The sequence below is a fragment of the Flavobacterium sp. Root901 genome (assembly GCF_001429765.1).
Lineage (GTDB): Bacteria > Bacteroidota > Bacteroidia > Flavobacteriales > Flavobacteriaceae > Flavobacterium.
The window spans coordinates 582,643-594,675 of sequence record NZ_LMJB01000006.1 but is presented as its reverse complement, the minus strand read 5'-3'; the positions used below and the strand labels follow the sequence as shown (position 1 = coordinate 594,675).

At 34.4% G+C, this 12,033-nt stretch carries 12 protein-coding genes; 6 read left to right on the top strand and 6 right to left on the bottom strand.

The window, feature by feature from the left end; genetic code table 11:
* The first annotated feature begins 9 nt into the window (after window positions 1–9).
* Together ASE21_RS12015 and ASE21_RS12010 are read left to right on the top strand one after the other, a co-directional pair.
* Window positions 10–3,243, top strand: coding sequence for a CheR family methyltransferase (locus ASE21_RS12015; RefSeq protein WP_057122906.1), 3,234 nt, complete (start codon window positions 10–12; stop codon window positions 3,241–3,243).
* A gap of 78 nt (window positions 3,244–3,321) precedes the next feature.
* Window positions 3,322–3,501: a hypothetical protein gene (locus ASE21_RS12010; protein WP_057122905.1), complete on the top strand. Its 180-nt coding sequence runs from the start codon at window positions 3,322–3,324 to the stop codon at window positions 3,499–3,501.
* A gap of 52 nt (window positions 3,502–3,553) precedes the next feature.
* Here ASE21_RS12010 and ASE21_RS12005 read toward each other — a convergent pair whose 3' ends face one another.
* Together ASE21_RS12005 and ASE21_RS12000 are read right to left on the bottom strand one after the other, a co-directional pair.
* The gene (locus ASE21_RS12005; RefSeq protein WP_057122904.1) at window positions 3,554–3,823 is read right to left on the bottom strand and encodes a hypothetical protein; all 270 of its coding nucleotides are present in this window, start codon (window positions 3,821–3,823) and stop codon (window positions 3,554–3,556) included.
* A gap of 109 nt (window positions 3,824–3,932) precedes the next feature.
* Window positions 3,933–4,577: a ferritin-like domain-containing protein gene (locus ASE21_RS12000; protein WP_057122903.1), complete on the bottom strand. Its 645-nt coding sequence runs from the start codon at window positions 4,575–4,577 to the stop codon at window positions 3,933–3,935.
* A gap of 413 nt (window positions 4,578–4,990) precedes the next feature.
* Here ASE21_RS12000 and ASE21_RS21750 point away from each other — a divergent pair, with 413 nt between their 5' ends.
* The 4 genes from ASE21_RS21750 (at window position 4,991) to ASE21_RS11980 (ending at window position 8,229) form a co-directional block, all read left to right on the top strand.
* A complete protein-coding gene (locus tag ASE21_RS21750) occupies window positions 4,991–5,326 on the top strand; it encodes a hypothetical protein (protein ID WP_057122902.1) in 336 nt (111 codons plus the stop codon).
* Between the two features lie 53 nt (window positions 5,327–5,379).
* Window positions 5,380–6,159 (top strand): DUF72 domain-containing protein, encoded by a 780-nt coding sequence (locus ASE21_RS11990; protein WP_057122901.1) that lies wholly within the window; start codon window positions 5,380–5,382, stop codon window positions 6,157–6,159.
* 87 nt (window positions 6,160–6,246) lie between these two features.
* Complete coding sequence (locus ASE21_RS11985) at window positions 6,247–7,005, top strand: SDR family oxidoreductase (RefSeq protein ID WP_057122900.1); 759 nt, start codon at window positions 6,247–6,249, stop codon at window positions 7,003–7,005.
* Between the two features lie 444 nt (window positions 7,006–7,449).
* Entirely contained in the window at window positions 7,450–8,229 is a 780-nt protein-coding gene (locus ASE21_RS11980; protein WP_057122899.1) for a polysaccharide lyase, read from the top strand.
* A gap of 254 nt (window positions 8,230–8,483) precedes the next feature.
* On the opposite strand, the gene ASE21_RS11975 is transcribed toward ASE21_RS11980, so the two are convergent.
* The 4 genes from ASE21_RS11975 to ASE21_RS11960 form a co-directional block, all read right to left on the bottom strand.
* Window positions 8,484–9,878 (bottom strand): aldehyde dehydrogenase family protein, encoded by a 1,395-nt coding sequence (locus tag ASE21_RS11975; RefSeq protein WP_057122898.1) that lies wholly within the window; start codon window positions 9,876–9,878, stop codon window positions 8,484–8,486.
* 117 nt (window positions 9,879–9,995) lie between these two features.
* Complete coding sequence (locus ASE21_RS11970; protein ID WP_057122897.1) at window positions 9,996–10,301, bottom strand: putative quinol monooxygenase; 306 nt, start codon at window positions 10,299–10,301, stop codon at window positions 9,996–9,998.
* 81 nt (window positions 10,302–10,382) lie between these two features.
* Window positions 10,383–11,177 (bottom strand): type 1 glutamine amidotransferase domain-containing protein, encoded by a 795-nt coding sequence (locus ASE21_RS11965; protein ID WP_199858506.1) that lies wholly within the window; start codon window positions 11,175–11,177, stop codon window positions 10,383–10,385.
* 128 nt (window positions 11,178–11,305) lie between these two features.
* Window positions 11,306–11,875, bottom strand: a complete 570-nt coding sequence (locus ASE21_RS11960; RefSeq protein WP_057122896.1) for a Crp/Fnr family transcriptional regulator — start codon at window positions 11,873–11,875, stop codon at window positions 11,306–11,308.
* Between the last annotated feature and the right edge of the window lie 158 nt (window positions 11,876–12,033).

Here is a 12,033-nt window from a genome sequence, read left to right as displayed (position 1 = left end):
AAACAAAACATGAAAACTATTGAAATACAAAACCAAATTAATTCCTCAGTCTTTCCCGTTATTGGTATTGGATCAACGAGTGCCGAGATTGACATTTTAAAGAGCCTAATTTCGAATCTGGCCGAAGATTCGGGAATGGCTTATGTTATAATTGAAAGACTGGATTATCCACCTTCAGAGAATCTAAAGGAAATTCTTGCCTCTCAGACAAAAATTCCGGTAATAGAAATTGTAAATGAAATTATTTTAAAGCCTGATCATATTTTTATAATTCCGGAGAACAATTTTTTAGTCCTTGAAAATGAAAAACTCCAACTGCAGATTAAAACCAGAAGCAGTACCACCAACAATGGCCTGGATTTGTTTTATGAAGCACTCGCCAATTCGTATAAAACATACGCGGCAGGGCTTCAAATCTCAGGATCTTCTTTTGACGGATTTGCGGGGCTGAAAAAAATCAAAGAACTGGGCGGCGCAACTTTATCTGTTTTACACAAAAAAGGACTTCACCAAAATGCCGTAAATGAAGATTTCATCGACTATTTTGTGGAGCCTCATTCCATTGCTTCCAAATTGGCAGAAATAAGAAACAGCTATCTGGTAAGTCATGGTTACGAAGAAGAAGAGGAAAATAAAGACATTTCGGCTGATGAAGAACAATTATTTAATGAAATTGTTGAAATTATTCATTCAAAATTCAAAACCAATTTTCATCATTACAAACATCAGACCCTGAGACGACGAGTTGCAAAAAGAATGGTAATAACGCATCAGGAAAGTATTGAAAAATATCTTAATTTATTAAAAAATAATGCAGCAGAGCAAAATGCATTATTTAATGATTTTCTTATTCCGGTAACCTATTTTTTTCGGGATAAACCTTTTTTTGACAATTTATCGTCTACTGTTTTTCCTGCCCTAATAGAAAACCTGCATAAAGATAAAATTAGAATATGGTCGGCCGGATGTTCTACAGGTGAAGAAGCTTATTCGCTTGCCATCTCCCTGCATCAATATTTGGAACAAACCCAAAACCAGCACATTAAAGTACAGATTTTTGCTTCTGATTTATCAGAACACTGTATTGCCAAAGCCCGTACAGGAATTTATACGCAGCAGGATGTTAAAAATATCAGCGATAAAATACTTCAAAAATATTTTATTAAAAGAGACAATAATTATCACCTGAACAAAGTCGTACGCGATATGTGTGTATTTGCCGTTCATGATATTACCAGAGATGCTCCGTTTTCTCAAATCGATTTAATTTCGTGCCGAAATGTGCTGATTTATTTTGACAGCGATCTGCAAAATGAGATTCTGGCGTCGTTTCACTATGCACTTAAAAATAAAGGTTTTCTGTTTTTGGGAAAATCAGAAACAGTCAATAACAAAACCGATTTATTTGTAGTTGTCGATAAACAAGTAAAAATTTACAGTCGCAAAAGCGAGAATAAACAACTCAAAATACCACGATTTGAGTTTATAAAACCGAGCGAAAAAACAGAAATCATTGCTGAAACCGAAACATCAGACACTGATTATAAAAAAATTGCAGCAGATGTTTTACTGGAGCAATATTCTCCTGCAGCAGTGATTATAAATGAAGAGCTGGAAATTGTGCATTTTCATGGCGATACTAGTCCGTTTTTACAGCCTGCTTCCGGTAAACCCAGCTTTAATATTTTAAATATGGTTCGTGATGAACTTGGCTTTGAATTACGAAATGCCATTTTGAAATCGCGCAATGAAAAGAAAAATATTTCCGGCGGACATATTGCTGTACAAAAACAGAATTTTCTAACTTCTTTTGAAGTTATTTACCTTCCGGCAAATAGTGATTTACTGCTGATTATATTCTGCAAAGTACCTGTTGCTCATAATCAAATTAACAATAGTGAGTTAGAGAAAGAACTCGAACAGCTTCGAGGCGATTTTAAAAGAGTTACAGAAGAGCAGCAGATTTATTTTGAAGAATTACAGACTACCAATGAAGAATTACTATCTAATGCAGAAGAATTACAGCTTGTTAACGAGCAATTGAGTGTATCTGCAGAAGAACTGCAGTCTAACAACGAAGAACTTTCGTGTATAAATGATGAACTAAGAGATCGCAGACAGGAACTGGATGTTATGAGAAACTTTTACGAATCGATGATAAATACGATTCGTGAACCTTTAGTCATTATTGATAAAAATGCCATTATACAAAGTGCCAATCCTTCATTTTACAGACATTTTAAAACCAGTCAGGAAGAAACGGAAGGAGTTTCGATTTTTGAAATTGGAAATTACTGCTGGAATATACCTGAATTTAAAGAAACGGTTCTTAAAAAACTGACCCAGCAGGATGTGGTCGAAAATTTTAAAATACAATTTAATCTTGAAGACGGAATTAGGAAAAGAATGCTTTTGAATGCATCAAGAATTGCCGATTCGATTCCGGATGAAATGATTCTGATTGCTCTGGAAGACATTACAGATCTCGAAGAAAGTAATGAATCTGTAAAAAACATTAATCAGGAACTGCTGGATTACAATAAACAATTAGAATCTTTTACTGCTGCGGCCAGCCACAATTTACTCGAGCCCGGACATAAAATATATATGCTTGGAAAAAGAATTCTGGATAATGAAATAGCACTTTCTGAAGCAGGAAACCACAATATGAAACGTCTTTTGAATGCAGCTGTAAATTTAAACCAGCTTCTGGAGGATTTAATTGATTATTCTAAAATTAATTTTACAGATAAAGAATTTAAGAAAACCAATCTTAATACTCTTGTAAAGAAAACGCTTAATGAACTCAAAATAATCATCAATAAACGCCATGCCGAAATTTCTGTGGATCCGCTTCCAGTAGCTTTTGTGATTCCTTCTCAGATTCAAAAGTTATTTTCGAATCTGCTTACCAATTCCATAAAATATTCCCAGGAAAATGCTGTCCCAAAAATTAAAATTGCGGAACAGGAAATTTCTGCCGATGAACTTCTGTCTCTCGGTGCGGATGCAGATCGCAATTATATAAAAATAGTGGTAAGTGATAACGGAATCGGTTTTACCCAAAATTATGAAACCTTAATATTCGATCCGTTTTATAAGTTACACAGTAATGAGCAGCATTACGGCAGCGGACTCGGACTGACATTAGTGCATAAAATTGTTTTAAATCATAAAGGATATATTCAGGTGTCGAGCGAACCTCAAAAAGGAACGTCGGTAAGCATTTACCTTCCGGTTTAAATCCTATAAATTATGGTCAAAAAATTATAAGACCAATACCAGATGTTTTTTTGAAATTTGCTAATAAATCAAATCATTATGGAAACAAAGTTTAAGAAAGGACAAAATGTAAAACAGGAGTTTGGCGGACCTGTGATGAAAATAATTGGTTTTGAACCAGAACTTATAGAAAACATTATCACACAGTGGGAAGATGAACAAGGAACTATTATTACAGGAAAATTTATGGACTCTGTTCTGGTTGATGCCAAAGAGTAATTTAAATATTAAATTAAAAAAAAAGAGCGGTTAATAAATTACCGCTCTTTTTTTAACTATTAGTTGCTGCACTTCCCGTACTCCCTGCCCCGCCGCTGTTATCATTACCGCCGTTTTCTTCGCTTTCTGTTTCGTTCCATTCGGTTTCTTCGCCCCAATCACCTGTGTTAGGTTTTTGTGCGGGATCTCGGTGTGTTTCACCTTTATTATTATCATTATTTTCAGAAAAATACATTTGATATCCTAAAATTGGTGTCCAGACTGGTTCCTGATTACGATTATTTACATTTAGTAATGAATCGTTATTTTCTCTTGTATTCATAGCTTATATTTTTATGGTTCAACAAATTAAACCGCATCGTAGTAAATTATAAAAACCCTGTAATGATCTAATGAATTACAGGGTTTTCATTTTAGATTACCTAAATTATTTATTCTTCTTCCTGCTGATCTTCTTCAGTAGCATCAAAATTAATTGTGTTGTATGCTGCTTCTGTAAGAATTGTATCGGCTTCTTTTTCTTCTTCTAATGTTTGCTGCAACAAGGCTGCTGCTTCCTCTTCATTTAAAGTTAAGGCAAAAGCGGCCAATGTACCATACGAAGCAATTTCATAATGCTCTATTTTTTGAGAAGCACTAATAATTCCGGCATCACGTACTGCGCCTTCTTGTGTTTCTTCCATAATGCTCTCACCTTCTTTGATTAAGCCTTCCATTGCATCGCATTTTTTTGCAGACGCTTTTTCTCCTAAAATTTCAAAAACCTGCTCTAATCTTTCAACTTGTCCTTCTGTAACAGTAAGGTGTTCGTTTATTGCTGTAATAAGGTTTTCTGAAGTTGCATTTTTAGCCATTTTTGGCAGCGCTTTTGTCAATGCTTTTTCTGCCCAGTAAATATCTTTTAAAGAATCTATAAATAATTCTCTTAGACCTTCTGCAGCATCAGATTTTGCTTTTACAGTTTTGTCTTTAGATGTAGTCTGTTTTGTTGAAGTCTTTGCTGAAGTCTGCTTAGCAGCAGTTTTTGAAGCTGGTGCTTTCTTTGTGCCCGGTTTCTTAGTTTCTGTAGTTTTCATAATAATTTTTTTTGATAATTAAACTTTTCCAAATTTAGAACTCAAGGTCTGTTCATGCTTATAAAATTTCATTTATGTCTTACAAAATAATCACCGTAAGCTATTGTAAATTAAGCTAATATTATAAGAAGCATTAAAAAATGCATTATTTTAAAGAAGCAATCTGCTAGAAAATGAAATAAGCGTTTAAATAAACTGTAAATTATATAATTATCACAGCTGCTATGTGTAAAATTTTGATTATCAACAATTTTACTTTTACTACATTAACAATTTAAAACTTGAAATCATGAAAACTTCAGATGCAAAAGGTACAAAAGGTGCTGCAGATAAAAAAACAGAAAAAAAGTCAACAGCTTCTAAAAGTTCAAAAACTTCAGAATCTAAAAAAAAGTAATTTAAAAAATTGTAAGATGAATATAGATGAAAGAGAAAACTACCGTCAGGATGACGCGTATTTTCAAGATGAAGAAACTCGATATACAGATGAAAACAAATATGATAGTATCGATATTGATGCACCGCCGGCAGATCATTCAATAAGTGAAAATGCAGAGCCGGATTATGGAAATGATTTCGCAGAAAATGAAATCAACAGCCAAAAGCTGGATAGCGAAGAAGCCGAAGGCGGCGAATTTGAAGACGAAGATGAGGACGAATTCGATGACAATGAACTCGACGAAGAGGATGAACTCGATGAAGAGGAACTGGATGATGAAGACGGAACAAATCCTAATCGGAATTTATAAAGATAAAAGCCCGTTTGAAATTCAAGCGGGCTTTTTCATTAACTCTTATACCTATGAAAAGACATTCTATACATATTGGCACGTCAGGATGGGCATATAAACACTGGCGGGGCACATTTTATCCTCTTGATGTAAAATTAAAAGATCAGTTTTCTTATTATCAGAAAATGTTTAACACAGTTGAAATTAATAATACATTTTACGGAATGCCCGCTGATGCCACTTTCCAAAATTGGGAAAGTCAGGTTTCAGATGATTTTGTATATATTATAAAAGCAAACCGCTTTATTACTCACCTCAAAAAATTACAAGATCCGGAAGACAGCCTGCTGATTTTTATGGAAAAGGTGAAATTCTTAGAAAAAAAATTAGGTGCTGTTTTATTTCAGCTTCCACCTTCTCTTAAATTAGATCTGGAGCTTCTGGAAGATTTTTTATTGGCACTTTCTACAAAAAACCGATACGTTTTTGAATTTCGAAATACAAGCTGGTATACGTCCGAAACCTATCAGCTTTTAGAAAAATACAACTGTGCCTTTTGTATTTATGAATTAGCCGGGCATATTTCACCCATTCAAGTCACGGCAGATTTTGTTTATGTGCGTCTTCATGGCCCGGGCCATTCCAAATATCAGGGCAGTTATTCAATTGAAATTTTAAAGGAATGGGCAGATCAATGCAGCGAATGGCTAAAGACTAAAGATGTATTTGTATATTTTGATAATGACGAAAAAGGTTATGCTGCTTTTAATGCTTTAGAATTAAAAAAATTGATCCTAGACAAAAGTTTTGAAACTGAAAAGACAGAAGATTATACATCAGAAAATAAATAAAGATTATATAATTGGTACAGAAAATACTGTAATTATCTTATCCTATTCCAAACTAATTTTGGCTGATTAATTATTGAAAATAATATTATGGAAAATCTATCTAACTATTTTGGAAGAAACATTAAAGATAAAAGAATTCTTATTACAGGAGGTACAACAGGAATTGGAAAAGCAATAGCAGATTTATTAGTCTCTCTTGAAGCACGTGTTTTTATTTTTGGCCGTGATATTGAAGATTTTACAAAAACATTTGACGAAATCAAATCAAAATATCCTAATAGTCGACTTCATGGTTTTACTGCAGATGTAACTAAAAAAGAAGATCTGAAAAAAGTTTTTGAAGTAGTAGATAAAGAATTTGGCGGATTGGATATTTTAATAAACAACGCAGCACTTCCGGCATCGGCTCTTATGAAAGTACAACAAGATGATTTGCAGTATATTCTCGATACCAATATTTCGGGTTATCTTGCATTTGCTCAGGAAGCTGTAAGCAGAATGTCGGCTGAAAAATCCGGACACATTATAAATATCGGGTCGATGAGTGCAGAAACAAACGAACCAACCAGCACAGTATATGTAGCAACAAAAGCTGCGATAAGAGGCTTTAGTTCTGCTTTGCGTAAAGAAGTTAATTCAATGGGAATTAAAGTTTCACTAATCGAACCAGGAGCTGTGACCAGTGATATGCAGCCCGGAACTAAAGCGGAACATCAGGAGAAGATTGAAAAAATGGAAATGCTGGAAGCCGAAGATATCGCTATGAGCGTTTTATTTACTTTATCGCAGCCAAAACGATGCGACATTGTTACCATGCAGATCAGGCCATTATTACAGCTCATTTAAGCTTTTGAAAATACAAATTGAATTTCCCCCATACAAATTTGAAAGTCCATTTCTTCTGAAATGGACTTTTTTTATGCATTAATAACTGGCGATTTATAAAAATGTAATTTTTGGACGCCGATTTTTCAAAAGCCCAAAAAACACAGGCAAAATATATCAACTGGATATTTATGTACGTAAAAACGGACTTTATTACTCCCCTTCCAAATTATTATTAATCAACTTTACATCATCAATTATTAATCGAAAAATTGATATCATTTTTATTAGCAAGCAATTAAGTTTCCGGACAATTGCCTGAGTTAAAATAAAAATACTGTTTTATTTAAGTAACCACTGGTTACGATTTTGAGAATTGAAAACAGTATTTGTTTTCAAATCAAATGAGTAATCATCCTTTATTTTCTAACTATCAATTATTTATTAACCTTAACATTTTAAAAAATGAAAAAACTCTTAAAATTAACAAGCATGCTGTTTATTGCAGCATTAGTATTCAATTCCTGTGAAAAGGAACAAGAGGCAGATATGCCGCAAGCCGCTAATAAAGAGACGCAGCAAATTACTAACAAAGAAGACGGTGCTGTTACAGCAAAAGCCGCTGCAGCGCTGGGCAGTGCAGGCGCCAGAACAATTACATTGCAAACCAATACATTATCATGCCCCGGAGGTTTGTGTACTTCGTATGGCGTTTGGTCAACAGGGGTTTATACCGTTTGGTTTCAAATGAAATTTAATTCCGGATTTTACTGGAGCCGAGGCGGTAAATGCGGATACGGAATATTGATTGGTGACCAAAATACCGGCGGTGATCCGGGCTGGGACGGAAATGGCGGAAGTGCCAGATTTATGTGGTATTGTCCAAATGGATCAAATACAGCTAAAGGAAGCGGTGCTTATCTTCAGCCTTATGTTTATTATAAAGATCAGCCTGGACAATTTGGTAACGATTTTGGAAAAAAATATTACATTCAGGAAGGTGTAACTTACAACTGTCAAATATCTGTGAAGTTAAATACAGGTTCCAATACAAATGGATATGTGAAATACTACGTAAATGGTACAGAGATATTAAATCAAACCATTCGCTGGGTAACTAACGACGCAAAGCGAAATGTTAATGCAGTAAGTCTTCATACTTTCCGCGGCGGAAGTCAGGAATACTGGAAAGCTCCGGTAACAAGTTCAATTTATTATCCGAGTGCTTCCTGGGATGCTCAATAATATATTTGAGATAGAAAATAAAATGGTTTTGTAAATAGCTTACGCATAAAAATTGTTTTTAAAAGCGTTAATTCTTCTGAATTAGCGCTTTTTTTATGTCTATTCTAAAAAGCTTATTTAATAGACTTTAAAGTTCTAACTAAAAAGACACAATTACTATTCGAAAACCCACAGGCACTGGTTTTATAATCTAAAAAAACACAGCATTATCGAATAATAATGCTGTGTTTTTATTTAAAAGTACATACTAAATACTAAATACTTTTACTTTTAAAAACAGTCATCTTTTCTCTTGTCATATCCTCTATGGTATAAGAGATTCCGCCCATGCCGAGACCGGAAGCATCTCTTCCTCCAAATGGCATCCAGTCTACTCTAAAAGCAGTATTGTCATTAATCATAACAGCCGTTGCATTTAATTTTTTGGAAGTTTCTAAAGCAATATCTATGTTTTTTGTAAATACAGCGGCCTGAAAATGTACGTCTAATGCATTTGCTTTTTTTATTGCTTCTTCCCTGTCTGTAAAAGTGTAAATGCAGACAACAGGTCCGAAAATTTCATTGGTGGAAACTTTTGAATCTTCTGACGGATTAAATAAAATCGTAGGTTCAAAACACGTATTCGAAATACGTTTTCCGCCCGAAATTAATTTAGCGCCTTCTTTTACTGCTTCATTAACCCATTCTTCAACTCGATTTAATTCTTTTGGTGTAATAAGCGAACCGACATCTGTTTTTTGATCAAATGGATTTCCGACAATTAATTTATTGACAGCTTCAGAAAACTGTTCAACAAAACGGTCGGCAATTTCCTGATTGACATACACTTTCTGAACAGAAACACAAACCTGTCCTGCATGATAAAAACCTCCTTTTACTAAATCAGGAATCATTTCGCCGAAATCTGCATCGTGTTCAACAATTACCGGCGCAGCTCCGCCATGTTCTAATGCACATCTTGTTCCGGGAGGCAGTTTGCTTTTTAAATACCACCCAACTTTTGCAGAACCAATAAAAGTTAAAAAATTAACCCTCGGATCTGTAACTAACAACTCGGCAGCTTCATTGTCACACAAAACTACTTGCAGCCAGCCTTCCGGCAAACCAGCTTCTTTTAAAATATCTGCCAAGGCAAGCCCGGATAAAGGCGTACTGCTCGACGGTTTAAATACCACGGGACACCCGGCTGCAACGGCCGTAACAATTTGATGTACGGCTAAATTTAACGGATGATTAAACGCACTAACCGCAGCAACAACACCAATTGGTTCTTTTGATGTAAAAGCAATCCTGTTTACAGAAGCTTCTGTAAGTCCCATTGGAATTTGTTCTCCTTTGATCTGCGAGATATGTTCGGCCGCTAATTTTACGCCTTTAATTGCTCTAAGAATTTCTGCTTTGGTGTCTTTATACGGTTTTCCGCCTTCGCTTATCGCCAAATGAATCAGTTCTTCGGTTTTGTCATTCATTATTGACGCTGCTTTTTCTAATATTTCTATTCTTTGAAAAGCCGGAAGCCAATCAGCCTGATTATCAAATAGTTTTTTCGCTGTACTTAATATTGCATCAATATCTTCTTTACTGATCAAAGGGAGTTCTTTTATCGGACTCAGATCGTATGGGAATATTACTTGTGTGGTCTTTTCCATAAATGTTTATTTTAATTTATAAGATAAAATCATCTTATCGGTATTGGAATCAATCTGCACTGATTTGTACTTTAAATTTAGTTCAAATTATTGACCATTACAACCTCTTTATGGAAATTAATAATTAACAGGTGCCGCTAAAATAATCTCTCTGCTGTCTAATAAAGGGACAATTTTTCCTAAAACCAAATCCTGAAAATGAATTGAATTTCGGTGTTCTTCAACAGCAGCTTCACTGCGGTAACCTTCAAATAATATAATTATATTGGCATCTGCCTTACTTTGGTGAATTTTATAAAACAAATTGCCTTCTTCTTTTACACTTTCCTGTTGTACTGTTTTTAGCAAATTTAAAACGTTTTCAAGCTGACCTTCTTTAATTTTCCATGTGGCAAATACATGAACCGGATTTTGATTTTCCATTTTTTATTTTCTTTATATTATTAATTTTCAATTTAAAAAAAATATTGATCTCCATTTTAATTGAAGATCAATACTTTTCAATTATTTTTTTGACGATTCTAAAATCACAATCATTTTCTCGGCTACACCTTTTGCAGAAGCAGGATTTTGTCCGGTAACCAAATTGCCATCTGCAATACTATGGGCTGACCACACTGATGCTGCATGAAATTTTGCTCCTTGTTTGGTTAAAGCAGATTCTAATAAGAAAGGCACATCCGCAATAGCGTAACCTCTTTCTTCTTCATTTGTAAATGACGTAATATTTTTACCATTTACAAGGTAAGTTCCGTTACTCAATCTTACATTTAATAAGGATACGGGACCGTGACATACCGCTCCAACAACAGCATTCCGCTCGTAAGTTTCTTTAATCACTTTTTTAAGAAGTTCATTTTCCGGCATATCAACCATTGGCGCTAATCCGCCCGGTACAAAAACGGCATCATATTTACTCACATCAACATTTGATAATTTAACTGCTTTTTGCATGGTTTCCCAGCCTTTTCCTGTTAGAAATGAAAGATTATCAGGATCGCCTGCAAGATTAAGCGCGTCTAAATAAGGCGTATCTCCGGTTAAACTGGCAAAATCAATTTGATAATTTGCTTTGTCAAATTCGGCATAAGGATGTGCTACTTCAGGAAGAAATGTTCCGGTTCTTCTGTTATTTGGTCCAATTGTATTGGCATTCGATACGATAATTAAAATTTTCTTGTCCATTTTTGTTTCTTTTTTAAGTGTTTCTTTTTGTTTTTCTGCTGTGTTTTCTTTTTTGTCCTGTGCATAAGAAGAAAAAAGTGTAATTGCCGTTGTTAGAATCATAATTTTTTTCATTGTTATAATTTTAATTGGTTAATGATTATTTACAAGGCAAATTTATACCAGCCCTACTCCTGAATGCGAGGAGGAAAGTCACAAAAAAAGTGTGATGCAAATCACACTTTATATACTAAACGGTTCTATTATTTACTGCCGGAGTAAAGCCTGCTGAGGGTTTCGCGGCTGACACCGAGATATTCTGCAATATACTTTTTGGGAATTTTCTGCATCAGATTTGGATAAAGAGCTGCAAATTCTTTGTAACGCTGCTGCGGATTATTAGAGAGTAATGAAATAATTCTCTGCTGCAGCGCGATATAACCTTTGGTAAGTTTGACCCTAAAAAAGTGTTCCATTTTATGAAGCGCAACCGAAAGCTGTTCCCTGCCTTCAAGTGTCAGGCATAAAACTTCACCGGGCTCCATACAAACAACGTACATGCTCGCAGGCTTTTGATTGAAATAAGAAATATAATCTGACATCCACCAATTTTCTGTGGCAAATTGCACAATATGCTCCTTTCCTTCTTCATTAAGATAAAAAACCCTGAAAATGCCGCTCATAATGATGTATTCATATTTTGCTTCATCTCCCTCCTGAATAAGATATTGATTTTTTAAAACCCTTCTAATCGTAAAAAAAGGCTTTATCGATTCAAACTCATCATCAGTAATTGGGATAATTTCTTCAATATGTTTTCTCAGCTTTTCCATAGTTTGTTTTTACCTTTTCAAATGTATCGATTTTTAGTTTTTATTTTATCTGCTAAAAAATAAAACATCAATATATCTCGATGTATAATTATATTTATAATATGGAATAATTCGATTGCAACAGAATTGCAATATCCATTTTGAATTTATTTTATGCT

What these genes read in the sequence shown, in the direction of transcription:
- ASE21_RS11960 (WP_057122896.1), bottom strand. Translation starts at nt 11,875, where the DNA reads ATGGAAAAGCTGAGAAAACATATTGAAGAAATTATCCCAATTACTGAT.
- ASE21_RS12005 (WP_057122904.1), bottom strand. Translation starts at nt 3,823, where the DNA reads ATGAATACAAGAGAAAATAACGATTCATTACTAAATGTAAATAATCGT.
- ASE21_RS12010 (WP_057122905.1), top strand. Translation starts at nt 3,322, where the DNA reads ATGGAAACAAAGTTTAAGAAAGGACAAAATGTAAAACAGGAGTTTGGC.
- ASE21_RS11985 (WP_057122900.1), top strand. Translation starts at nt 6,247, where the DNA reads ATGGAAAATCTATCTAACTATTTTGGAAGAAACATTAAAGATAAAAGA.
- ASE21_RS11970 (WP_057122897.1), bottom strand. Translation starts at nt 10,301, where the DNA reads ATGGAAAATCAAAATCCGGTTCATGTATTTGCCACATGGAAAATTAAA.
- ASE21_RS12000 (WP_057122903.1), bottom strand. Translation starts at nt 4,577, where the DNA reads ATGAAAACTACAGAAACTAAGAAACCGGGCACAAAGAAAGCACCAGCT.
- ASE21_RS11975 (WP_057122898.1), bottom strand. Translation starts at nt 9,878, where the DNA reads ATGGAAAAGACCACACAAGTAATATTCCCATACGATCTGAGTCCGATA.
- ASE21_RS11990 (WP_057122901.1), top strand. Translation starts at nt 5,380, where the DNA reads ATGAAAAGACATTCTATACATATTGGCACGTCAGGATGGGCATATAAA.
- ASE21_RS11980 (WP_057122899.1), top strand. Translation starts at nt 7,450, where the DNA reads ATGAAAAAACTCTTAAAATTAACAAGCATGCTGTTTATTGCAGCATTA.
- ASE21_RS21750 (WP_057122902.1), top strand. Translation starts at nt 4,991, where the DNA reads ATGAATATAGATGAAAGAGAAAACTACCGTCAGGATGACGCGTATTTT.
- ASE21_RS11965 (WP_199858506.1), bottom strand. Translation starts at nt 11,177, where the DNA reads ATGAAAAAAATTATGATTCTAACAACGGCAATTACACTTTTTTCTTCT.
- ASE21_RS12015 (WP_057122906.1), top strand. Translation starts at nt 10, where the DNA reads ATGAAAACTATTGAAATACAAAACCAAATTAATTCCTCAGTCTTTCCC.